The organism is Rhodococcus maanshanensis NBRC 100610 (assembly GCF_001894865.1).
Taxonomy (GTDB): Bacteria; Actinomycetota; Actinomycetes; order Mycobacteriales; family Mycobacteriaceae; genus Rhodococcus_G; species Rhodococcus_G maanshanensis.
Genome location: NZ_BCXA01000016.1, coordinates 88,171 through 111,421, shown reverse-complemented (window position 1 = coordinate 111,421; position 23,251 = coordinate 88,171). Strand labels below are relative to the sequence as shown.

The 23,251-nt window shown below is 69.1% G+C and carries 23 protein-coding genes; 18 read left to right on the top strand and 5 right to left on the bottom strand.

What is annotated here, in order from left to right; translation table 11 throughout:
• The gene (locus tag RM1_RS08840) at positions 1-570 is read right to left on the bottom strand and encodes a histidine phosphatase family protein (RefSeq protein ID WP_072750952.1); all 570 of its coding nucleotides are present in this window, start codon (positions 568-570) and stop codon (positions 1-3) included.
• Positions 571-593: 23 nt separating this feature from the next.
• On the bottom strand, positions 594-1,199 hold the full coding sequence (locus RM1_RS08835) for a hypothetical protein (RefSeq protein ID WP_143069396.1): 606 nt from the start codon (positions 1,197-1,199) through the stop codon (positions 594-596).
• Positions 1,200-1,277: 78 nt separating this feature from the next.
• On the opposite strand from RM1_RS08835, the gene RM1_RS08830 reads away from it, so the two are divergent.
• The 12 genes from RM1_RS08830 (at position 1,278) to RM1_RS08775 (ending at position 14,837) form a co-directional block, all read left to right on the top strand.
• Positions 1,278-1,880 (top strand): CGNR zinc finger domain-containing protein, encoded by a 603-nt coding sequence (locus RM1_RS08830; protein WP_072750950.1) that lies wholly within the window; start codon positions 1,278-1,280, stop codon positions 1,878-1,880.
• Complete coding sequence (locus tag RM1_RS08825) at positions 1,877-2,296, top strand: SRPBCC family protein (protein WP_072750949.1); 420 nt, start codon at positions 1,877-1,879, stop codon at positions 2,294-2,296. Before RM1_RS08830 ends, RM1_RS08825 begins: the two co-directional genes overlap by 4 nt.
• An 83-nt stretch (positions 2,297-2,379) precedes the next feature.
• Entirely contained in the window at positions 2,380-3,066 is a 687-nt protein-coding gene (gene mftE, locus RM1_RS08820) for a mycofactocin biosynthesis peptidyl-dipeptidase MftE (RefSeq protein ID WP_072750948.1), read from the top strand.
• A 25-nt stretch (positions 3,067-3,091) separates the two neighbouring features.
• Positions 3,092-4,489 carry a mycofactocin biosynthesis glycosyltransferase MftF gene (gene mftF, locus RM1_RS08815; RefSeq protein WP_072750947.1) on the top strand — a complete coding sequence of 466 codons (1,398 nt, stop codon included), beginning with the start codon at positions 3,092-3,094 and terminating at the stop codon, positions 4,487-4,489.
• A gap of 3 nt (positions 4,490-4,492) precedes the next feature.
• Positions 4,493-5,986, top strand: a complete 1,494-nt coding sequence (mftG, locus tag RM1_RS08810; protein ID WP_072750946.1) for a mycofactocin dehydrogenase MftG — start codon at positions 4,493-4,495, stop codon at positions 5,984-5,986.
• Positions 5,987-6,100: 114 nt separating this feature from the next.
• Positions 6,101-7,339 carry a sigma-54-dependent transcriptional regulator family protein gene (locus RM1_RS08805; RefSeq protein WP_231496424.1) on the top strand — a complete coding sequence of 413 codons (1,239 nt, stop codon included), beginning with the start codon at positions 6,101-6,103 and terminating at the stop codon, positions 7,337-7,339.
• 117 nt (positions 7,340-7,456) lie between these two features.
• Positions 7,457-8,980 carry an aldehyde dehydrogenase gene (gene adh / locus RM1_RS08800; RefSeq protein WP_072750945.1) on the top strand — a complete coding sequence of 508 codons (1,524 nt, stop codon included), beginning with the start codon at positions 7,457-7,459 and terminating at the stop codon, positions 8,978-8,980.
• 166 nt (positions 8,981-9,146) lie between these two features.
• A complete protein-coding gene (locus RM1_RS08795; RefSeq protein WP_245816170.1) occupies positions 9,147-9,677 on the top strand; it encodes a DUF779 domain-containing protein in 531 nt (176 codons plus the stop codon).
• A gap of 120 nt (positions 9,678-9,797) precedes the next feature.
• Positions 9,798-11,231 (top strand): ethanolamine permease, encoded by a 1,434-nt coding sequence (eat, locus tag RM1_RS08790; RefSeq protein ID WP_072750944.1) that lies wholly within the window; start codon positions 9,798-9,800, stop codon positions 11,229-11,231.
• A complete protein-coding gene (locus RM1_RS08785; RefSeq protein WP_072750943.1) occupies positions 11,228-12,640 on the top strand; it encodes an ethanolamine ammonia-lyase subunit EutB in 1,413 nt (470 codons plus the stop codon). Before eat ends, RM1_RS08785 begins: the two co-directional genes overlap by 4 nt.
• Positions 12,637-13,434 (top strand): ethanolamine ammonia-lyase subunit EutC, encoded by a 798-nt coding sequence (gene eutC, locus RM1_RS08780; protein WP_072750942.1) that lies wholly within the window; start codon positions 12,637-12,639, stop codon positions 13,432-13,434. Before RM1_RS08785 ends, eutC begins: the two co-directional genes overlap by 4 nt.
• Positions 13,435-13,541: 107 nt before the next feature.
• The gene (locus tag RM1_RS08775; RefSeq protein WP_092667752.1) at positions 13,542-14,837 is read left to right on the top strand and encodes a haloacid dehalogenase-like hydrolase; all 1,296 of its coding nucleotides are present in this window, start codon (positions 13,542-13,544) and stop codon (positions 14,835-14,837) included.
• Between the two features lie 54 nt (positions 14,838-14,891).
• On the opposite strand, the gene RM1_RS08770 is transcribed toward RM1_RS08775, so the two are convergent.
• The 3 genes from RM1_RS08770 to RM1_RS08760 all read right to left on the bottom strand — a co-directional run bounded on the left by RM1_RS08770 (position 14,892) and on the right by RM1_RS08760 (position 17,840).
• Positions 14,892-16,229, bottom strand: coding sequence for an MFS transporter (locus tag RM1_RS08770; protein WP_072750940.1), 1,338 nt, complete (start codon positions 16,227-16,229; stop codon positions 14,892-14,894).
• A gap of 47 nt (positions 16,230-16,276) precedes the next feature.
• Positions 16,277-16,663 carry a carboxymuconolactone decarboxylase family protein gene (locus RM1_RS08765; protein ID WP_072750939.1) on the bottom strand — a complete coding sequence of 129 codons (387 nt, stop codon included), beginning with the start codon at positions 16,661-16,663 and terminating at the stop codon, positions 16,277-16,279.
• 172 nt (positions 16,664-16,835) lie between these two features.
• A complete protein-coding gene (locus tag RM1_RS08760; protein WP_072750996.1) occupies positions 16,836-17,840 on the bottom strand; it encodes an AraC family transcriptional regulator in 1,005 nt (334 codons plus the stop codon).
• A 234-nt stretch (positions 17,841-18,074) separates the two neighbouring features.
• Here RM1_RS08760 and RM1_RS08755 point away from each other — a divergent pair, with 234 nt between their 5' ends.
• The 6 genes from RM1_RS08755 (at position 18,075) to RM1_RS08730 (ending at position 23,244) form a co-directional block, all read left to right on the top strand.
• On the top strand, positions 18,075-19,049 hold the full coding sequence (locus tag RM1_RS08755) for a quinone oxidoreductase family protein (RefSeq protein ID WP_072750938.1): 975 nt from the start codon (positions 18,075-18,077) through the stop codon (positions 19,047-19,049).
• A gap of 89 nt (positions 19,050-19,138) precedes the next feature.
• Positions 19,139-19,987: a TauD/TfdA dioxygenase family protein gene (locus RM1_RS08750; RefSeq protein WP_092667753.1), complete on the top strand. Its 849-nt coding sequence runs from the start codon at positions 19,139-19,141 to the stop codon at positions 19,985-19,987.
• 57 nt (positions 19,988-20,044) lie between these two features.
• Entirely contained in the window at positions 20,045-21,100 is a 1,056-nt protein-coding gene (locus RM1_RS08745) for a beta-keto acid cleavage family enzyme (protein WP_072750936.1), read from the top strand.
• Positions 21,101-21,257: 157 nt separating this feature from the next.
• The gene (locus tag RM1_RS08740) at positions 21,258-21,839 is read left to right on the top strand and encodes an RBBP9/YdeN family alpha/beta hydrolase (protein ID WP_072750935.1); all 582 of its coding nucleotides are present in this window, start codon (positions 21,258-21,260) and stop codon (positions 21,837-21,839) included.
• Complete coding sequence (locus RM1_RS08735) at positions 21,836-22,600, top strand: CoA transferase subunit A (RefSeq protein WP_072750934.1); 765 nt, start codon at positions 21,836-21,838, stop codon at positions 22,598-22,600. Before RM1_RS08740 ends, RM1_RS08735 begins: the two co-directional genes overlap by 4 nt.
• Positions 22,597-23,244 carry a 3-oxoacid CoA-transferase subunit B gene (locus tag RM1_RS08730; RefSeq protein WP_072750933.1) on the top strand — a complete coding sequence of 216 codons (648 nt, stop codon included), beginning with the start codon at positions 22,597-22,599 and terminating at the stop codon, positions 23,242-23,244. Before RM1_RS08735 ends, RM1_RS08730 begins: the two co-directional genes overlap by 4 nt.
• The last annotated feature ends 7 nt before the right edge of the window (positions 23,245-23,251 follow it).

The following is a 23,251-nucleotide window of genomic DNA, read 5'->3' as shown; positions in this document are numbered from 1 at the left end:
TCAGATGCCGGTGGCGCGATCGCCCGGCAGCAGGCGTTGCGGCAGCTGGCTGAACACCCAGCCGTGCGCGCCGTCCGGGGTGAGCAGCCAGATCACATCGAAGCGATCCTCGGGCCACGGGTCGGGCGGCGTCGAATCGACCTCGCCGAGCGCATCGACGATCTCGGGGAGGTACTCGCGCTGCCAGGAGATCAGGATCGGGCCAGGCGTGCGCAACACCCGTTTCGCGAGAGCCTTGACCTCCGATCGCCCGATCTCGGTGTCCACCTCGACGCCGAGCTTGTCGGCCAGCGGCGAGATCGTCTGCAGCGAGCGCTTGCTGCCGTCCTTCTTGCTCGGTGTTGATGCGAACAGGGCCTCGGGGCGGACCAGCCCGGCGGGCGGCTCGCCCGCGTCGGGCGCGAAGAGCGCTGCGAGCGCGGTTGCGCGTAGCCAGCCGGTGGGGGTGAGCGATTCGTCGCACCGGGTGCCGTCCCGGTCAACCCCGAAGGGCGGTTCGCCGCCCTCGGGTCGTTCCGCATGCCGGATCAGCATGATCGTCGTCGCGCGCGTCACCTCGTCCTTGGCCATGGGGCCATCCTGCCCTTCGAAGGTCAGTCCGCCTGTTGGTTTCCGGCATCCACGGCCATGGCGGTTTGGAGCAGGCCCCAGGAGAACTGCGCCTCGCACGTTGCGCCGTCCGGAGTGGCGAACACGGCGGCCGCATGGCTGGCGACGGTCCCGGCGGACATGCGGTAGCGGACGGGGGAGCAGGTCGACTCCAGGTCGTCGATGACCAACAGCCACGGCCGCAGATCCGCCACCGAGGCGATGGCGGGCGTGGCCCCGTCGGGCATCCTGGCGAGTCGCTCGTCGACGACGTCCCCTCCGGGCCCGAAGGTGACCTGGAACTGCAGTCCGGGCCACAGCGGCATCGGCCAGGCCTCGATGGCCAGCTCGCCGACCGCGGGCAGCAGGCGTGAGCTCACCACGGCGGGCCTGCCGAGGGCGAGCCGGTACCGCGAGGCGCCACCGGGGAAACCGCCCCGCAGGCCGCGCTGCCACTGGGCGTGCGCGGCGCGCAGGTCGGTGGCGCTCTTGCCGAGGTTCTTGAGGGCGGCCCGGACCAGCGCCGGCTGGTGGTCGTGCATCCGGCGGAGCAGCATCAGCTCGAAGTTCACGGTGCCGAAGCCTCGCAGCGGCATTCGGTCCTGTCCCACGTGCCGATCGTAGGCCGCCGATTCAGTTGGCCCGCGGATTCTCGACCACGAGTCGGGGTAACCAGTTAAAGTGGTGCAATGAGTCGGACCGATGCCGTCACCCTCGTCGCCGCGGATGGCGCAAGGTTTTCCGTGGTCGGCGGCGCCACCTGCATCGACTTCCTCTACACCGGTGGTCTCGGCGAGCGGGCACGGTGGGAGACCCTGCACAGCCCCCATGACCTCGCGGCTTGGGCGAGTGCCTCCCAGCTGATCCGTGCGAGTATCCCGCCGGAGGGGGTCGAGGTGGGGCCCGCCGACCTGGCCGAGGCCATCGCGCTGCGGGAGGTGCTGTGGCGCAGCATCAATCGGCTCGCCGACGGCCAACCGGTCGCGGAAGCGGATGTCGACGCGCTCAACGTGGTCGCGGCACGCCCGGACCTCGCACCCCGGCTGTCGGCGGGGGTGGTGGCGGTCGCCTCGCCGGTCACGGCGGCACGCGTGCTGGCCTCGGTGGCCCGCGACGCGGTCGCGTTGGTAGGGGGACCGCTCGCCGGGCGGGTGCGGCGCTGCGCGGCCGACGATTGTGCCCTGGTGTTCGTGGACACCTCACGGCCGGGGGCGCGCCGCTGGTGCGCGATGTCGCGCTGCGGCAACCGGGACAAGGCAAGGACAAGACGACGGAGGGAGAGCCGGACATGACCGAGGCGAGTAGTGCGCGCCAGGTGGGGCTGACCAGGGACGCGGGGTGGGAGATCGGGGTGTCGAAGACGCTGCCGTATCCCGTGGAGGCGGTGTGGCGCCTGCTGTCGGGGTACCCCGCCGTGTGGTTGGGCACCGGGGCGGTGCTCCCAGAGGCCGCCGGCGGCGCCTGGCGGGCGGACGACGGTACCCGTGGGGAACTGCGCAGTAGGCGCGAGCACGACCGGATCCGACTGACGTGGCGGCCGCGGAACTGGACTCACGACAGCACGGTCCAGGTGGCGATGCGCGAGACCGCGACCGGGACCACGGTGCGGTTCCATCAGGAGCGCCTGGCGGACCAGGGCGAGCGCGAGCGGCAGCGCGAGTACTGGCGTGCCGTGCTCGGGCGCCTGGAGGTGGAACTGTCCCAGTAGGTTTCGGGCTGAGGGAATGGTCCGTTCGACCTGTCCGGGCGAACGTCTCCGTTCACCAGGGTGGGCGCGCATAGCATCGGGGGGTGACCGAGGATCTCGCCGCCGCCACCTGGCCCGACATCGACGCCGACGCGCCCGCCATCGCGGTGCCGATCGGTTCGCTCGAGCAGCACGGGCCGCACCTGCCACTGGACACCGACACCCGGATCGCGGTCGCGGTGGCGCGGTCGCTGCCCGGCCTGACGGTCGCTCCCGCCATCGCCTACGGGGCCAGCGGTGAGCACGAGGGCTTCGCGGGAACCGTCTCGCTCGGCGCGTCCGCGCTCGAGACCGTGGTCGTCGAGTACGGGCGTTCGGCGTGTCGATGGTCGCCGCGCGTGTTGCTGGTGAACGGGCACGGCGGCAACGCACCCACCCTCGCCAAAGCGGTCGCGTTGCTTCGCTACGAGGGTCGGGACGTCGCCTGGTTGCCCTGTGCGGTGCCGGGGGCAGATGCGCACGCCGGGCGCACTGAAACCTCCCTGCTGCTGCATCTTTCGCCAGGTGAGGTACGGATGGACCGCGCGCAGCCGGGCGTCACCCAGCCGATCGGTGAGCTGATGGACCGGTTGCGGGCCGGTGGGATCGCGTCCGTCAGCGTGAACGGGGTGCTCGGCGATCCGACCGGGGCGAGTGCGGCCGAAGGTGAACGGGTGTTCGAGCAGATGGTGGCGCGCTGTGTTGCGGCCGTGTTGCGATGGCAACCAGATGGCAAAGGCATGTTGCGGTGAGAGCAGATCCGAATACGATCACCTGATGCGCCAAGCTCGACTGCCCGACGGATTCGGGGTGCGAATCGATCCAAAGGTGCGCACCTTCTCGGGTGGACGGGTTTTGATCGGGGGTTCCCCGACCCGGATGCTCAAGCTCGCCCCGACCGCGGCGGCGATGATCGGCGACGGATACCTGAAGGTGGTCGACACCCAATCCGCGCAGGTTGCCAGGCACCTCCTCGATTCCGGGGTGGCGAACCCCCGGCCGATGAGCTCGCCGTCGAACCAGGACGTCACGGTCGTCATCCCGCTCCACAACAACATCGCAGGCCTCAATCGACTGCTGCCCGCGCTGCGCGGACTCTCGGTGATCGTCGTCGACGACGGTTCCGACGATCCGGTGACGACCCCGCCGTGCTGTGACGGGCGGGCCGAGGTGCGGGTGCTCCGCCATCCGACCGCACTCGGACCTGCTGCCGCCCGCAACACCGGGATGGCTGCCGCGACAACGGAGTACGTGGCCTTCCTGGATTCCGACGTGGTGCCCCGACTGGGCTGGCTCGAGGCGATGCTGGGTCATTTCAGCGACCCGGCGGTCGCGATGGCCGCACCGCGGATCGTCGCTCTCCAACCCGATGCGGGCGCGATCGCCCGGTACGAGCACGCTCGATCCTCGCTCGATCTGGGGCGCAAGGAGGGGGCGGTGCGGGCGGGGAGCCCGGTGTCCTACGTGCCCAGTGCGGCGATGCTGGTCCGCAGGCGTGCGCTCGAGGAGTGCGGCGGGTTCGACGCGGAGATGCACGTGGCCGAGGATGTCGACCTCTGCTGGCGGCTGCACGCGGCGGGCTGGCGGCTGCGCTACGAGCCGATCGCCAATGTCGCCCACGATCACCGCGTCTCGTTCCGTAAGTGGTTCGGCCGCAAGCTCTTCTATGGCACTGGTGCGGCCCCGCTCGCGCTCCGGCACGAGGGGCTGGTGCCGCCCGTCGCCATGTCGCCCTTGACGTTGCTGGCCGTGCTGCTGGCCGCGACCTGCACCAGGCTCGGCCTGGCCGGGTCCCTTGTCGCGCAGCTCGTCACCGTCATCCGCCTGCGCCGGACCTTCCGGGAGCTCGACCAGCCGACCCGGATCTCGGTCATCCTCGCCGCGCAGGGCTTTGCTGGCGGGGTCTGGCAGCTCGCCTCCGCGATGTGCAGGCACTATTGGCCGGTGACGCTGCTGGCCGCGTTGGTCTCGTCCCGGGTCCGTCGTGCCTTGCTTGCGGTGGCCGTGGCCGAGGGCCTCGCCGACTGGTACACGCACCGCGAGCCCGGCGGACTGGGGCCGGTGCGGCACACCGTGTTCAAGCGGATGGACGACATCGCCTACGGCACAGGACTCTGGCGCGGGGCGCTCGCCGAGCGCAGCATTGCCGCGCTCAAGCCCCGGCTGCGGGGCTGACCGGTGCCGGCCCCCGATCCGGTGGCCGATGTGATCGTGGTGGGCGGTGGATCCAGCGGCTGTGTGGTTGCCGCGCGCCTGAGCGCGAACCCCGATCGCGCGGTGCTGCTGATCGAAGCCGGGCCCGGTTCGGGCGATCCAGGGCCGCTTGGCCTGCTGCCGGTCGGACCGCGCAGCGACGTCGCCGCGACCTATCCTGTCGAGTTGCTGCCAGGGCACAGCACGACCATCGCCCGCGGCCGGGTGCTCGGCGGATCCGGGGCGGTCAACGGCGGCTACTTCATCCGCGGCACCGCGTCCGACTTCCGGAGCTGGCCGGCGACGTGGTCGTACTCCGAAGTGCTGCCGTACTTTCGGAAGCTCGAGACCGACCGGGCGGGTAACTCCCGGTGGCACGGTGACGACGGTCCGATGCCGGTTACCCGGATCGGTCGCGAGAGCATGCATCCCGTCAGTTCCGCCTTTCTCGACGCCTGCGCGACGGAGGGATTCGGGTACGCGGCGGATCTCAATGCGCCGAACGCGGACGGCGCAGGCCCGGTACCGCTCAACGCGGTCGCGGGGCGCCGGATCAGCACCGCGGCCGCCTACCTCGAACCGATTCTCGGCAGGCCGAATCTGCGGGTACGGACCGGCGTCGTCGCCCGCCGAGTGGTGTTCGACGGTGTGCGGGCGGTGGGAGTCGAGGCGGAGATAGCGGGTGAGCTGCGCCTGCTCCCGGCCCGTCAGGTGGTGTTGTGCGCGGGTGCGATCGGAACCGCTCATCTGTTGATGCACTCCGGAATAGGTTCAGCACAACATCTTTCGGGCCTGGGGCTGCCGGTCGTCGCGGACAGACCCGGCGTCGGCCGCGACTTCGGCGACCATCCCGAGGTGACGCTCGCGTACCGGCCTCGCCTGCGCGTCCCGAGGAACGAGCACACCGCCGTCCTGGAAGCGGTGCTGGAGGTGGATGGCATCGAGATCCGTCCGTACACCGCACCGTTCGCGGAGATCATTCCCGGCGTGGCGGATCCGGACCCGCGGCTCGGGGTGGCGCTGATGCGCCCGGACAGCAGGGGCGAGCTCACCCTGCGGTCGTCCGACCCGGCGGACCCGCCGGTCGTCCGGTATCGGTACCTGGCGTCCGCAGCCGACCGGGCCGCGATGCGGTCCGGCCTCGATCTGGCGCGGGGGTTGCTGGCCTCGGCGGCGTTCGGGCGGGTGGCCGCGGGCGCGGGACCCTCACCGAGCGAGACATTCGAGAACCTCGGCACCTCCATGCACCTGTCCGGAACCTGCCGGATGGGGTCGGAGGCCGACCGCGACGCCGTCGTGGACGACCGCTGCCGGGTGATCGGCGTGGACGAGGTCCTGGTGGCCGACACCTCGGTGATGCCCGTGGTCACCTCGCGCGGTCCGCACGCGACCGCGGTGATGATCGCAGAACGGGTGTCCGCCCTGATCGAGGGCGACGCGAGTCCCGCGCACGACGCCCAGGGGAGTGGCAGAGTGTGACCGGCGTTACAGTTGGTGGGACGTCACGGAGGAACTCGATTGACCAGAGCAACGCACGGCAACCCCTGGATTGCCGTACGGCCGGGCGATGATGTCGCGCAACTCGCGCGATTGATGTCGTCTGCCCACAGGTCGTTCGTCGACGGTGGCCAGGGACAACCAGTCGATCCCGCGGCCGCAGGGCACGACCCGGTCCGGTCGGTCGTCCTCGATTCGTGGCTGCGCAGCCGGAACAAGGGCGTGAACCCCGATGCCGTCGGCGACGGCGTCGACCTCGACGGCGTCGAACTGGAGCGATACCGCTCCGCGCACCCGATGGCACTGATCCGTCCCGTGGTCCGCAAGCTGCTGGTCGACGACGCCGCCGACACCGGCCTGCTCGTCGCGATCAGCGACGCCGAGGGGCGCCTGCTCTGGGTGGAGGGTGACTCGCAGGCAAAGGACAGGGCGCTCGCGATGAACTTCGTGGAGGGGGCCGACTGGAGCGAGGACCGCGTCGGCACCAACGCCCCGGGGACCGCGCTCGCGCTCGACCACTGCGTGCAGATCTTCGAGGCCGAGCACTTCAGCCGCACGGTCCACGATTGGAGCTGCTCCGCGGCTCCGGTCCACGACCCGATGAGCGGCCAGATCCTCGGCGCCATCGACATCACCGGCGGGCCGCGGGTCGCGGTGCCCGAGGTGCTCTCGTTGATCCGGGCCACCGTCGCCGCTGCCGAGTCCGAGCTACGCCTGCACCTGCTGAACTCGCCCCGGCTGCTCGGCGACACCTCACCGCGCCTCCAGGTTCTCGGATCCGAGCGGCCGACCCTGGTGCGGGACGGCGACCGGACGAGCCTCTCGCAGCGGCACGCCGAGATCCTGCTGCTGCTGTCCGAACACCCCGAGGGGCTCAGCTCCGACCACCTCGCGGTGCTGCTCGACGAGTCGGAACTGGACTCGGTGACGATCCGGGCGGAGATGTCGCGGTTGCGCAAGGTGTTCGGCGCCGCAGGACTCGGGTCCCGTCCGTATCGGTTGCTGACGGAACTCGGCTCGGACGTGGACGAGGTCCGCCGCGCGCTCGACCGCGGTGACGCGGCCGCAGCTCTCCGGGTCTATCGCGGCCCGGTGTTGCCGGGCTCGGTCGCGCCCGGGGTCGAGGACATCAGGAACGACCTGCGCGGCCGCATGCGTGCGGCGCTGCTGCGGGCGGGCGACCAGGGCCTGCTCGCCAAGTGGACGAGCACGGTCGAGGGCAGGGAGGACACCGGCGCATGGGCCGCATACCTGTCCTCGATGGACCGCCGATCGCCGATGTATGACCAGGTCAAGTCTCGGATCGAGACGCTCGACCGGCGGCTGGGGGTCTGAGCTCCACCGGACGCAACGTTGTTGCAACCCTCGCGATCCTAGTGTTCTGAATCACACCCCCGGGGCGACACCCGCGTCGTCGGCAGGGGAGAGACAGCACACCACGAGGAGCCTTCGATGACCGTGTACGCCCGTCCGGGTTCACCCGATTCCGTCATGTCCTTCCAGTCCCGCTACGACAACTGGATCGGTGGACAGTGGGTGCCGCCCGTCAAGGGGCAGTACTTCGAGAACCCGACCCCGGTCACCGGTCAGCCGTTCTGCGAGATCGCCCGCGGCACCGCCGAGGACATCGAGCTCGCCCTCGACGCCGCGCACGCCGCCGCCCCGGCCTGGGGCAAGACCGCGGTCGCCGAGCGCGCCGTGATCCTCAACAAGATCGCGGACCGGATGGAGCAGAACCTCGAGGCCATCGCCCTCGCCGAGTCCTGGGACAACGGCAAGCCGATCCGCGAGACCCTGAACGCCGACATCCCGCTCGCCATCGACCACTTCCGCTACTTCGCGGGTGCCATCCGGGCCCAGGAGGGATCGCTCTCGGAGATCAACTCCGACACCGTCGCGTACCACTTCCACGAGCCGCTCGGGGTGGTCGGCCAGATCATCCCCTGGAACTTCCCGATCCTGATGGCGGTGTGGAAGCTGGCGCCCGCGCTGGCCGCAGGCAACGCGGTCGTGCTCAAGCCCGCCGAGCAGACGCCCGCGTCGATCCTGCACCTGATCGGCATCATCGGCGACCTGCTGCCCGCAGGCGTGCTCAACATCGTCAACGGCTTCGGCACCGAGGCGGGCAAGCCGCTCGCCTCGAGCCCGCGGATCAAGAAGATCGCCTTCACCGGGGAGACCACCACCGGCCGGCTGATCATGCAGTACGCGTCGCAGAACCTGATCCCGGTCACCCTGGAGCTCGGCGGCAAGAGCCCGAACATCTTCTTCTCCGATGTGCTCGCCGCCAACGACGACTACCAGGACAAGGCGCTCGAGGGCTTCACCATGTTCGCGCTCAACCAGGGCGAGGTGTGCACCTGCCCGTCCCGCGCGCTCATCCAGGGCGAGATCTTCGACGAGTTCCTCGCGATGGCGGCCGTCCGCACCAAGGCCGTGCGCCAGGGTGACCCGCTCGACACCGAGACCATGATCGGTGCGCAGGCCAGCAACGACCAGCTGGAGAAGATCCTGTCCTACATCGAGATCGGCAAGGCCGAGGGTGCCCAGCTGGTGACCGGTGGCGAGCGTGCTGAGCTCGGTGGCGACCTGTCGGGCGGCTTCTACGTGCAGCCGACGGTGTTCACCGGCAACAACAAGATGCGGATCTTCCAGGAGGAGATCTTCGGGCCGGTGGTGTCGGTGACGTCCTTCAAGGACTACGACGAGGCCATCGAGATCGCCAACGACACCCTGTACGGCCTCGGTGCCGGGGTCTGGTCCCGCGACGGCGGGGTGGCCTACCGCGCGGGCCGCGATATCCAGGCGGGCCGGGTGTGGACGAACACGTACCACCAGTACCCCGCGCACGCCGCGTTCGGCGGCTACAAGCAGTCCGGCATCGGCCGCGAGAACCACCACATGATGCTCGATCACTACCAGCAGACCAAGAACTTGCTGGTCAGCTACGCCCCGAAGGCACAAGGCTTCTTCTGATCCGCCAGGCCCAGGCCTCTCCAGGCCCGAGCCCACGATCGCACGGCGCTCGCCAATGCCCCCCTGCGGCGGGCGCCGTGACCACGACACGGCGCCCGCTCATCCCCCCGAGGCGGGCGCCGTGTCTCCACTTCTCGCCGAGACGGAGGTTCCGATGGCGGACCCGATGACGGTGCCCGGCCGGATCGTCGCGACCGCGGCGGCGATGGACCTGCTCCGTCGCCTCGGCGGGATGCACGGACCGCTGATGATGCACCAGTCCGGCGGATGCTGCGACGGCTCGGCTCCGATGTGTTATCCCGCAGGCGAATTCATCGTCGGGGACCGTGACGTCCTGGTCGGCCTGCTCGACCTGCGGCTCGGGGCCGGCGAGGTGCCGAGCTCGACTCCCGACGGTGATGACGCTGTCCCCGTGTGGATCTCGGGCACGCAGTTCGAGGCCTGGCAACACACCCAGCTGGTGCTGGACGTGGTCCCCGGGCGCGGTTCGGGTTTCAGCCTCGAGGCGCCGGAGGGCGTGCGCTTCCTGAGCCGGGCCCGCGCGTTCACGGCAGAGGAGACCGTCGCGCTCACCGAGACCGAACCGATCACCGGGCAGAGCTGGGAGGAAGGGCGGCGTCCCGAGCCGCCCGCCGAACCCCAGGTGGTCGCCGAGGCGGTCGATGCCTGTCCCGTCCCCGGTGGCCCGAGGAACTGAACAGCCGTTACCCCGTGGACATCAATTCATGACATAGATCTTCGAGACTGTGCGCAGCCGCGTCGCCCCTGGTGGCGCCGCCGGTGTCGTGTGATCATTCACTAGGAGAAGGAGGTCGCCATGGCGATCACCACCAAGAAGGCCTCGCACGAGGACTTCCACAACGAGGACAGTGAGTATCTCGCGAAGCGGACGCTCAAGTCGGGCTCCGCCGGCTGGTTGCTGCTGGCCGGGCTCGGCGTGAGCTACGTGATCTCCGGTGACTACGCCGGGTGGAACAACGGGCTGGCCGAGGGCGGCTTCGGCGGTCTGCTCATCGCGGGCGTCGTCATCGCCGGCATGTACCTGGCGATGGTGCTCGGCATGGCCGAGATGTCCTCCGCGTTGCCCGCCGCGGGCGGCGGCTACACGTTCGCTAGGCGAGCGCTCGGACCATGGGGCGGATTCGCAACCGGCACAGCAATTCTCATCGAGTATGCGATCGCACCGGCCGCGATCGCCACCTTCATCGGCGGCTACGTCGAGTCATTGGACCTGTTCGGGATCACCGACGGCTGGTGGGTCTATCTCGCCGTCTACGCCATCTTCATCGGAATCCACCTGACCGGCGCCGGTGAGGCGCTGAAGGCGATGTTCGTGATCACCGCGATCGCGCTGGTCGGCCTCGTCGTGTTCGCGGTGTCCGCGTGGGGCCTGTTCGACCCGAGCAACCTGACCGACATCGCGGCCGACCCCGGCGCCGCGGGTAGCTCCAGCTTCCTGCCCTTCGGTTGGTTCGGGATCTGGGCCGCCGTGCCGTTCGCGATCTGGTTCTTCCTTGCGGTGGAGGGTGTTCCGCTCGCAGCGGAGGAAGCTCGCGAGCCCGAGAAGAACGTGCCGAAGGGCATCATCATCAGCATGCTGCTCCTGATCATCACCGGGGCATCCGTGCTCTTCCTCGCCACCGGCGCGCTCGGAGCCGAGGCCCTGTCGACCTCGGGCAACCCGCTGGTGCAGGCGCTCGGTGACGGCGGAGCGGCCAAGGCCGTCAACTACATCGGCCTGGCGGGCCTGGTCGCGAGCTTCTTCTCGATCATGTACGCGTACTCCCGCCAGACCTTCGCGCTCTCGCGCGCCGGGTACCTGCCGACCCGGCTCTCGGTGACGAACTCCCGCAAGGCCCCGACACTCGCGTTGATCGTCCCCGGCGTCATCGGCTTCATCCTCTCGCTCACCGGCGAGGGCGCGATGCTGCTCAACATGGCGGTGCTGGGCGCGGCGGTCAGCTACGTGCTGATGATGATCAGCCACATCGTGCTCCGCAAGCGTGAGCCGGGCATGCCGCGTCCGTACCGCACCCCGGGCGGCATCGTCACGACGTCCTTCGCTCTGGTGATCGCCATCGCGGCGGTGATCGCGACCTTCCTGGTCGACCCGACCGCGGCGATGTGGACCGTGGTCGCGTTCGGCGCCTTCATGGCCTACTTCGGCTTCTACAGCCGGCACCACCTGGTGGCCAACTCGCCCGATGAGGAGTTCGCGATTCTCGCGAAGGCGGAAGAAGAACTCGAATGACGCACTACAGCCAGACGATCGGCGGCACCACCCACAGCTTCGACGGGCTCGTCGAGCTGATGGCCAAGGCGACCCCGCTGCGCAGCGGTGACGAGCTGGCCGGGTGCGCGGCCGCCTCCGATGCCGAGCGCGCGGCGGCGCAGTGGGCACTCGCCGACGTCCCGCTCGAGACGTTCCTGCACGAGTTGCTGGTGCCGTACGAGACCGACGAGGTCACCAGGCTGATCATCGACTCGCACGATCGCGCTGCGTTCCAGCCGATCTCGCACCTGACGGTCGGGGGTCTGCGCGACTGGCTGCTCGAGGTGGCCGCGGGTGACGACGCGGCCACCACGCTGCGGGCGGTCGCGCCGGGGCTGACGCCGGAGATGGTGGCGGCGGTCAGCAAGATCATGCGGAACCAGGACCTCATCGCGGTCGCGCGGGCGGCCGTGGTCACCGCGGGTTTCCGGACCACGGTCGGGCTGCCCGGCAGGTTGAGCACCCGGCTGCAGCCCAACCATCCGACCGACGACCCGCGCGGCATCGCGGCCGCCACGCTGGACGGGCTGCTGCTCGGCTGCGGCGACGCGGTGATCGGGATCAACCCGGCAACCGACTCGCCGCACGCCACCTCGGACCTGCTCCACCTGCTCGACGAGATCCGGCAGCGATTCGAGATCCCCACCCAGTCCTGCGTGCTCTCCCACGTCACCACCACGATGGAACTGATCGAGGCGGGCGTGCCGGTGGACCTGGTGTTCCAGTCCATCGCGGGCACCGAGGGCGCGAACGCGAGCTTCGGTGTCACGGTGCCGCTGCTGCGGGAGGCCAACGCCGCGGGGCGCTCGCTCGGGAGGGGCACCGTCGGCAACAACGTCATGTACCTGGAGACCGGCCAGGGCTCCGCGCTGAGCGCGGGTGCCCACCTCGGCACCGGTGGGCGTCCCGTGGACCAGCAGACGCTGGAGACGCGCGCCTACGCGGTGGCCCGCGACCTGGAACCGCTCCTGGTCAACACGGTGGTGGGTTTCATCGGTCCGGAGTACCTGTACGACGGCAAGCAGATCATCAGGGCCGGGCTGGAGGACCACTTCTGCGGGAAGCTGCTCGGGCTGCCGATGGGCGTCGACGTCTGCTACACCAACCACGCCGAGGCCGACCAGGACGACATGGACACCCTGCTCACCCTCCTCGGCGCGGCGGGGGCGGCGTTCGTCATCGCGGTGCCGGGAGCGGACGACGTGATGCTCGGCTATCAGAGCCTGAGCTTCCATGACGCGCTGTACGTCCGGCAGGTGCTCGGCCTGCGGCCCGCCCCGGAGTTCGAGGCCTGGCTGCATCGGCTCGGCATGACCGACGCGGCGGGCCGGGTCCTCCCGGTGGACGCGGCGGCCTCACCGCTGCGCGCTCTGACGGGGGCGCTGTGAACCTCGAGAAGCGTACGGGTACGGCACGGGCCGACGCGGAGCCACGGGACTTCTGGGAGGAGCTGCGGCTCAGCACGCAGTCCCGGATCGGGCTCGGCCGGGCCGGGGACTCGCTGCCGACCGACCGGGTGCTCGAGTTCCGCGCCGCACACGCCGCGGCCCGCGATGCGGTGCACCTACCGTTGGACACCGATGTGCTGTCGCAGCAGGTCGAGGCGCTCGGGCTCGGCAGTCCCGTGCGGGTGACGAGCCGGGCAGGCAGCCGCGCCGAGTACCTGCGCAGGCCAGACCTCGGTCGACTGCCCGCCGATCTGGCGGGTGTGCCGCGCAGCGGCGCCGACCTGGGTTTCGTTCTCGGGGACGGTCTCTCGCCCCGAGCCCTGATGGATCACGGTGCCGCGCTGCTGGGAGCGCTGGCCGAGGAACTCTCGGACAGGTACTCGCTCGCGCCGCCGGTGATCGCGACGGAGGCGCGGGTGGCGCTCGGTGACCACATCGCCGAGGCGATGGGGGTCCGGACGCTGATCGTGTTGATCGGGGAGCGGCCGGGACTGTCGGTGGCGGACAGCCTCGGCATCTACCTGACGCATCTACCCCGGCCCGGTCGCACCGATGCCGATCGAAACTGCGTCTCCAACATCCACCCGCCGGAGGGACTCGGCTACGCCCAGGCCGCAAAGGTGGTGGCGGGCTTGGTGTCCGGCGCCCGAAAGCTGGGACGCTCCGGAGTCGACCTCAAGGACACCTCGCGGTCCGACACGTTGTCCTCAGGAGAGGTTCTGACCCTCGACTGACCTGCTCGGCCCAGCCGAGAGGTCCTCCCTTCGTCGCCACTGTGTTTCCACGTGATTCATGTGCCGGCGTGCTCCCGCGCGCCCGCACCACTCGAGAAAGAGGATTCCTGGTGAAGTCGTTCCGTACGCGCGCCGCCTGGGCGTGTGCCCTGTCCGGCGTGATCGCGCTGACCGCATCCTGCTCGTCCGGCGGTGACGGCGCCGCCGCTGCCGCGCCCGACACCAGCAGCTGCGCCGTTCTCGACCCGGGGCTCGAATGGTTCGGCGAGAACCGGCAACTGCTGGACCGCATGATCGCGGAGAAGGGCACCTGTGGCGTCGACGGTGATGTCGCGAACGGTGCCCCGCTCGCGTTGTTCGACTGGGACAACACCGTGGTCAAGAACGACATCGGCAGCGCGACCGCGTACTGGATGATCAAAAATGACAAGATCCTTCAGCCCGAGGGCGCGGATTGGGCGACGACGAGCCGATTCCTGACCCCGGACGCGGTCGCGGCGCTGGGGGCGGCCTGCGGCACCGAGGTGGCGCCCGGCGGCCCGCTGCCCACCCGTTCCGATCTCGACTGCGCCGACGAGATGGTCGCCGTGCTGGACGACGAGACCACGTCGGGGAAGCCGGCCTTCGCCGGGTACGACCATCGGCGGACGAAACCCGCGTACGCCTGGGCGGTTGCGCTGATGGGTGGGCATTCGCCCGACGAGGTGGCCGACTACGCCAGGGCGGCAAGAACCGAGAACCTCGCCGCGCAGGAGGGGGCCGAGCAGACCGTGGGAACCACCCAGGTCGACGGGTACGTGAGGTACTACCCGCAGATCGCCGACCTCGTGAAAGTGCTGCGTACCAACGGCTTCGATGTTCGCATCATCTCCGCATCGGCGGAGCCCGTGGTGCGGGTGTGGGCGGAGGAGCTGGGCCTTGCGCCCGAACGGGCGATGGGCGTACGCCCGGTCGTCGAGAACGGTGTCCTGACGAGGCACCTCGTCGGCTGTGGCGGTGTGGGCGACGGCGAGGACTCGGTGATCCCGTACATCGACGGCAAGCGGTGCCAGGTCAACGAGGTCGTGTTCGGGGTGAGCGGGCCCGCGGCGTTCGATCAGTTGCCCGCCGACCGGCGCCAGGTGTTCGCGGCGGGCGACTCCGTCACCGACGTGACGTTCCTCGGGGACGCGACCGGGGCGCGCCTGGTGATCAACCGCAACAACGCCGAGCTCATGTGCAACGCCTACGACAACAGTGACGAGCGGTGGCTGGTCAATCCGATGTTCCTCGATCCGAAGGAACGCGCGGCGGAGCCCTACCCCTGCTCGACCAAGGCCTTCACCGCCGCGGACGGCGGCAAGGGGGCGGTCCACAGGGCTGACGGATCGGTGATCGAGGACCAGGCCGACACCGTCTACTGACGTGTGAACGCCACGAGTGGGGTTGGTTCGGTGAACCAACCCCACTCGCGACGGTCAGGCCGCCGCGGCGCTCTGTGCCGCGAGCTTCTTGAGTCCCGCGGGGTAGAGCCGCTTGCCCGCGACGAGGGCGACCATCGCGAGGAGGTACACCAGTGGCGACAGCTGCAGGGCCTCGAGCAGGCCGAGGCGATCGGCGAGGACACCGATGACGAAGGGGCCCAACGCCAGGCCGAGCACGTTGTTGGCGACGGTGAGGGTGCCGAGTGCGGACGATCGCACCGACGGGTGGGTCAGGCTGGCCACCATGGCCGCGGAGGGGCCCGACGATCCCGCGGCGAAGAAGGCTCCGATTCCCAGCAGGACGAGTTGCGGTGCTCCGGTGTCCAGGCGGAGTCCAAGGCCGAGCGCGAGGAACGAGATCAGGCAGAAGGCGATCGCGCTCGACCACTTTCCGGCCGGGTTGTTCCTGCTCACCCGGTCGGTGATGATGCCGCACACGATCATGCCCGTCCCGATGAGCAACACGAACACCGATGCGATCGCGCCCGCCTTGTCGGGCGCCATGCCGTAGTACCGGTTGAAGAAGCTGGGCGTCCAGGCGAGCAGGACCGCGGCGGTGAACATCTGTAGGCCGCCTCCCAGATAGGCGCACCACACCGCGGGATTGGTGAACAGGCTCGACACCGGGACCCGGATGGCGCTCCCGGTGGTCCCGACCGTCACGACGTTCTGGTCGGCGGCGTGCTCTGCCAACCGGCGTTCGGTGACGAGGGCACGGAACAGGGCGACGAGCAGGAGGCCGAGTACCGCCATCGCGGCGAAGGACCAACGCCAGCTCAGATGCACGGCGATGACGCCGCCGAGGGAGACACCGACAACGGAGCCGAAGGAACCCCCGGCCATGAAGGCGCCGCTCAGTGTCGAATGAACCCGGGGCGCGAAGACACCGAGCACAACGGCGATCCCGACGCTCCCGTAGGCGGCCTCGCCGACGCCGACGAGGAAGCGGGCGGCCAGCATCTGCTCGTAGTTGGATGCGATCGCGCACAGGAGCGTCGCGATGCTCCACAGCGTGGCCATCAGCACCAGGCTCTTCACCCGGCCCCATCGGTCGGCCAGGAGTGAGAGCGGGAGCGTCAGCAGGCCGACCATCAGCGCGACGATGCTGGTGAGCGAGGCGAGCTGGGAATCCGACAGGGCCCAGTCGGCCTTCAGGAACGGAAAGACCGCACTGAGCACCTGACGGGACATGTAGTCGGACAACAGCAACGCGAAGGTGAGGGCGAAGACGAGCCAGGGGTAGTACGAGGTGCGGCGGCCGGCGGCCGTCGGGGAACTCAGCGGTTCAACGCCTGCGATCTCGAGTTCGGTGGTGGTGGATGTCAGTCCCATGAGTGCTCCTGGGGGTGCGGCTGGAGGGGAAGGGGTGGGACCGGCGCTCAGCGTGCCGCGCGTCGGGACTCGTACGCGTCGAGTTCCTCCGCGAGGATCGGCACGCCGAGATTGCAGGCGTGGATTCCGAGGACGCTGACCATCTGGAGGACAGTGAGGATTTCCTCCCTGGACACGCCGAGCTCGAGCGCGGCCCGGATGTGCCGGCGAACTCCAGGCGCGTACATGTGGGTGGCGGCGGCATCGATGGCGATGCTCAGCAGTTCGACGAACTCGGGTGTGAACACCCCACGCCGCACGGGCGTGGCGTTCATCGCCATGAACTGCTCGGTCCACTCCGGATCCCACTCGGACAAGGTGTCCCACAGTGGATTCCAGCTTCCCGCCTGCTTCATGCGGTCGAGCGTGGGGGTGGGTATCGGCTCAGCGGTCATGGCGGCTCGTTTCACGGAGAACGAATCGGGTGTGATGTGGGCTATGGCCCGGCCCGATAGTGGCCTGCATCACGTTACGTCGCCCATGAGCCGAATAATTGCCTGTGCGGGACGGGATTCTTTGCATTTCGGGACATGTGCCCCGGGGTGGGTGCGGTGTACCGAAACCGACCTAACCCTCGGTTTGCTTGCGCCACTCTCGGGGGCTCATGCCGAACTGCTGATGGAACCAGCGGGAGAAGCTGCTCGGTGTCGAGAAGGCGAGCAGTTCGGAGATCTCCGTGAACGAGTAGCGCCTGCCCGCGACCATGCGTGTCGCGAGTTCGGCACGGGTGGAGTCGACGACCGAGGTGAAGGTCTGGCCCGACTTCGCGAGGTGCCGATGCACCGTTCGGCGGTCCACGCCGAGGCTGCGGGCAACCTGCTCGATCGAGCAGCGTCCGCTCGGCAGCAGGAGTTCGACGAGTTCGCGAACGCGATTGGTGAGCGTGGGTTCCTCCGGTGTGGTGAGCGTGTCGAGGAGTTGCTGCGCATAGGACCGCAGCAGCGGGTCGGAGAGCCTGTTGGGTTCGTCCAGATCGCCTGTGTAGGTGATGATTCCGGAGTACTCGCTGTTGAAGTGCAGTGGTGCGTCGAAGACCTGGCGGTGCGTCGCATCGTCGGTAGGGCGGTCGTGTTCGAAGCTGACGGATACCGGATGCCACCGTTCGCCCAGTAGGTGTCGCAGCAGCTGGTGGGTCACCGCGACCGCCAGTTCGACGGACTGCCGGACCGGGACCGGGTCGCCGGGATCGATGCTGATGCGGATCGTGGCCAGGCCGTCGCGCTCGGACAGCCGGATGTGCAGCGACTCGTTGTAGGTGTGCTGGTAGCGGATCAGCATCAGGAGTGCGCTGCGGGCGTCCGGCTCGTCCCGGATGCTCACGCTCAGCGGGCCGAGGGTGGACAGGCGCCGCCGCTCGGCCAGCTTCAGTGCGAAGTCCTGGCGCCCCGATGTCGCCGCGGACAGTTCCAGGAGGCGTGCGACCGAGGATGCGGGCACCCAGCGGTCCTGCAGGTCCAGCCCGGCGGGGTCGAGTCCGACACTCCTGAGCAGCTGCACCGGATCGAGCGAAAGGGTGCGGCTCAGTTCGACGTAGCCGGTCAGCGCGGCATATCGAGCGAGGGGCTTGGTCATCCGCATCACCTTCCTTCACATGTGTCCCGCTCGGTACCCGCGGCTGGGTGTCCCGAACAGGAAATAAATATGTCCCCTGAGGATAAGTGTGAATGCGATCTCGTGGCTACCGTTGTGTCATCTGAGTCACACCGAATGCGTCGATCGCTTTCGGTGGCGGACCCCGCGAAGGGCACATCCGACAGCGCAGCGAGATGTCCGCCCAGGGGCGGAACCACGATCAAGGAGAAGGCAATGGCAAAGGCGATCCGCTTCTACGAAACCGGCGGCCCGGAGGTCCTGCGATGGGAATCCGTCGAGGTCGGCGACCCGGGTCCGGGTGAGGTGCGGGTCCGCCACGGAGCGGTCGGCCTGAACTTCGCCGACACCTACTTCCGCACGGGCATGTACCCCGCGCCCCTGCCTGCGGGTATGGGTGTTGAGGGTGCGGGCGTCGTGGAGGCGGTCGGTGCCGGTGTCACCGACTTCCGGGAGGGTGACCGCGTCACCTACACCGGGAGCCCGCTCGGTGCGTACAGCACCGAGCGCGTGATGCCCGCCGAACACCTCATCGCACTTCCGGACGCGATCGAGTTCGAGACCGCGGCCGCGATGACCATGCGCGGCCTCACCACCTCGTACCTGCTCCGCCGGATCCATCCCCTCAAGGCAGGCGACACGGTGTTGCTGCACGCGGCCGCGGGCGGCGTCGGGCTGATCTTCTGCCAGTGGGCGAAGCTGCTGGGCGTCAACGTGATCGGCACTGTGTCGACCGACGAGAAGGCGGCGGTTGCGCGCGCTCACGGGTGCGGAGAGGTCATCGTCTACACGAGGGAGAACGTCGCCGAGCGGGTACGAGAGCTCACCGGCGGGGCGGGCGTGCCGGTGGTCTACGACAGCATCGGGGCGTCCACGTTCCAGACCTCGATCGACTCGCTCGCCCGGCGGGGCCTGCTGGTGGCCTTCGGTACCGCATCCGGCCCGATCCCGCCGATCGATGCCATGCAGCTCGCGGTCAAGGGGTCGCTGTTCGTGACCAGGCCCGCGCTCGCCGACTACATCGCCGATCCGGCCGAGCGGGCTGAGCTCGCGGGCGAACTGTTCGGTCATGTCGCGGCCGGCCGCATCTCCATCGAGATCAACCAGCGCTACGGGCTCGAGGACGCCGAGAAGGCCCATCGCGACCTGGAGTCCGGCATCAGCATCGGCTCCTCGGTCTTCTCAGTCTGAATCCGAACCACCCGTTCGCAAGGGAGAGCGTCATGACCACAACCATCGACCGCGTGGCCGATCGAACCGCAGGCACCGCCATGCCTGCGATGGATGCACGACCGCTGACCTGCAGCATCGGCGCGGAGGTCCTCGGCGTCGATCTCGCCGATGTCGCGCGCGACGACCAGCGCTTCGCGGAACTGAAGTCGCTGCTGCTCCAGTACAAGGTGCTGTTCTTCCGGGACCAGGACATGAGCAGGGGCGAGCACGTGGCACTCGCCGAGCGGTTCGGTTCGCTCGAGGACCACCCCGTGCTCGGCAGCGACCCGGAGCACCCCGGCCTCGTTCGGATCTACAAGGACCTCGACAGCCCGCCCGAGCAGTTCGAGAACTCCTTTCACTGCGATGCGACGTGGCGGGAGAACCCGCCGATGGGATCCGTGCTGCGATGCGTCGAGGGGCCAGAGGTGGGCGGCGACACCATGTGGGTGAACATGGCGCTGGCCTACGAGAAGTTGCCCGAGCGGGTCAAGGAGCAGATCGAGGGCCTGCGGGCGCGGCACAGCATCGAGGCGTCGTTCGGGGCGCGGATGCCGATCGAGCAGCGGCTCGAGCTCAAGGAGCGTTTCCCGGACGCCGAGCATCCGGTGGTGCGCACCCACCCGGAGACGGGGGAGAAGATCCTGTTCGTCAACTCGTTCACCACCCACCTGACGAACTTCCACACCGCCGAGAACGTGCGCTGCGGCATCGACTATGCGCCCGGCGCCGGGGAACTGCTGCGCTACCTGCAGAGCCAGGCCACCATCCCCGAGTACCAGGTGCGGTGGCGGTGGACGCGCAACAGCGTGGCGATCTGGGACAACAGGTCGACGCAGCATTACGCGGTCCAGGACTACTGGCCCGCGGTCCGAAAGATGGAACGCGCGGGCATCGTCGGCGACCGTCCCTTCTGATCCAGACGAATTCTCTTCCACCCCAGACTTTTCCAGCCCAATCGACAGGAGATCGACATGCACTTTCACGACGACGCGCTGTTCCCGGAGAACCAGGACAAGCTGGTCATCACCGTTGCGCCGTACGGCCCGGAGTGGGCGGTCGAGGATTTCCCCGAGGACCTGCCGCTGACGATGGACGAGCACGTCCAGCAGGCCGTCGACTGCTTCGAGGCAGGCGCCACCGTGCTCCACATCCACGTCCGCGAGGAGGACGGCAAGGGCTCCAAGCGCCTGTCGAAGTTCAACGAGCTCCTCGGCCGCCTCCGCGAGGCCGTGCCGGAGATGATCCTGCAGGTCGGCGGCTCGATCTCCTTCGCCCCCGAGGGCGACGGCGCGGATGCGAAGTGGCTCTCCGACGACGTGCGCCACATGCTCGCCGAGCTGGATCCGAAGCCGGACCAGGTCACCATCGCGATCAACACCAGCCAGATGAACATCATGGAGCTGATGACGCCTGGCGACATCAAGGGCACCTCCCTGGAGAACGCCGAGCTGTCCGCGACGTACCGCGAGATGACCGTTCCCGCGGGCCCGGAGTGGGTCGAGGAGCACCTGCGTCGCCTGCAGGCCGCAGGCATCCAGCCGCACTTCCAGCTCTCGTCCATCCCGCAGCTCGAGACCGTGGAGCGGTTGATCCGTCGCGGCGTCTACACCGGCCCCCTGAACCTGACCTGGGTCGCGATCGGCGGCGGCTTCGACGGCCCCAACCCGTACAACATGATGCAGTTCATCAACCGGGTCCCGGACGGCGCCTGCCTGACGCTGGAGACGCTGATGCGCAGCGTGCTGCCGGTGAACGCGATGGCCATCGCGATGGGCCTGCACCCGCGCTGCGGCAACGAGGACAACCTGTGGGCGCCGAGCGGCGAGGTCAAGATCACCTCCGCCGAGCAGGTCCGCCAGCTGGTGCGCGTCGCAGGCGAGCTCGGCCGCGAGGTCGCCACCGCCAAGGAGGCACGCGACATCTACCGGATCGGCGAGACCTACGCCGACGCCGACGAGACCCTCGCCCGGCTCGGCTACGCGCCGAACCGCAAGCCCGGCCAGGTCGGCTTCACCCAGCACGCCTGAGCCGGCCACCCACCGATCGTCGAGCCGACGCAGCAGCGGCGGCTCGACGATCGCCCGACGGGTCGGGGCGCGGCACCTGCTTGTGCCGCGTCCCGACCCGACAGGGATCCGATCCGGATCCCGATCTCATTGTGAAACAGCAGCTTCGGGAGTCCACTTGAACAGCATCGCCGATCCGACCGTGGTGATCGTGCCCGGTCTGCGCGACCACGTCGCCGACCACTGGCAGACCCTCCTCGCAGACAAGCTCGACCGGGTGCGCACGGTGCCGCCGCTCGAACACGACAAGCTCAGCCTGACGGCGCGCGTCGCGGCGCTCGACGCCGTGCTCGGCGAGATCGACGGACCGGTGGTGCTGGTCGCCCACAGCGCGGGCTGCATGATCACGGTGCACTGGGCGCAGCGGCCGACCCGTCCGATCCAGGGCGCCCTGCTGGCCACCCCCGCCGACCTGGAGCAGCCGCTGCCCGAGGGCTACCCGGTGATCGAGGACCTCGAGCGAAATGGCTGGAACCCCATCCCTCGGGGCCGGCTTCCGTTCCCCAGCATCGTCGCGGCCAGCAGCAATGACCCGCTCGGGAGCCACCGGCGGATCGCGGGCATGGCAGAGACCTGGGGGAGTCGACTGGTCGACCTCGGCGACGTCGGACATCTCAACCCCGCTGCCGGCTACGGGTATTGGCCGCAGGCGGAGGAACTCCTGCTCGAGCTGACGCGGGCGAAGCAGGTCGCGTCGTGACCCGGGTGTTCGTCTCGGCTGAGGAGGCGGTTGCCGACATCGGCAGTGGTGCCTCCTTGGCCGTGGGTGGATTCGGTCTGTGCGGGATCCCCGATGCGTTGATCGCGGCGATCGCGCACGGGTCGGCGACCGATCTGGAGGTTGCCTCGAACAACTGCGGAACCGACGGTCACGGGCTCGGTCTGCTCTTGGAACAGAAGAGAATTCGCCGGGTCATCGCGTCGTACGTCGGGGAGAACAAGGAGTTCGCCCGGCAGTACCTGGCCGGTGAGTTGGAGGTCGAGTTGTCGCCGCAGGGCACGCTGGCCGAGCGACTCCGCGCCGGTGGTGCCGGTATCCCGGCGTTCTTCACACCCGCTGGGGTCGGCACCCCGGTGTCGGAGGGTGGGCTGCCGTGGCGCTACGACGGTGACGGATCGGTTGCCCTGGCATCCCCTCCCAAAGAGGTCCGCGAGTATGCGGGCAAGCGGTACGTGCTCGAGGAATCGATCACCACCGACTTCGCTTTGGTGCACGCGGCGGTCGGGGACACCGAGGGGAACCTGGTGTTCAACATGGCGGCACGCAACTTCAACCCGCTCGCCGCGATGGCGGGCCGGGTGTGCATCGCACAGGTGGAGACCCTGGTGCGCCCCGGTGTGCTGGATCCGGCGCAGGTGCATCTGCCGGGGATCTTCGTCGACCGCATCGTCGCAACGGGCGTGCAGGACAAGCAGATCGAGAAGCGTACGGTGACCGCGCGGAAGGACCTACCCCTATGACCTCGACATTGACAGTGGTCGGCTGGACCCGCGAGCAGATGGCGGCCAGGGCCGCCGCCGAACTCTCGGCCGGCGAGTACGTCAACCTCGGTATCGGGCTGCCGACGCTGATCCCGAACCACCTCCCGGCGGGGCTCGAGGTGGTCCTGCACAGCGAGAACGGGATTCTCGGTACCGGCGCGTACCCGGACGAGGACGGTGTGGACGCGGATCTGATCAACGCGGGCAAGGAAACAGTGACCGTGACGCCAGGTGCCTCGTTCTTCGATTCCGCGCTCTCGTTCGGGATGATCCGGGGTGGGCACATCGACACCGCGGTACTCGGCGGGATGCAGGTGTCCGAGACCGGTGACCTGGCGAACTGGATGGTGCCCGGCGCGATGGTCAAGGGCATGGGTGGGGCTATGGACCTCGTCCACGGCGCCCGCAGGGTCCTCGTGCTGATGGAACACACAGACCGGTCAGGGGCATCGAAGATCGTGCGCGAGTGCACCCTGCCACTCACGGGTCAGGGTGTGGTGCACCGGATCATCACCAACCTCGCCGTCCTCGACGTCACCGAGGCGGGTCTGGTGTTGCGCGAGTGCGCACCCGGCGTGAGCGAGGAGTCCGTGCGCGCGGCCACCGACGCGCCGCTCGCATAGGCCGTAG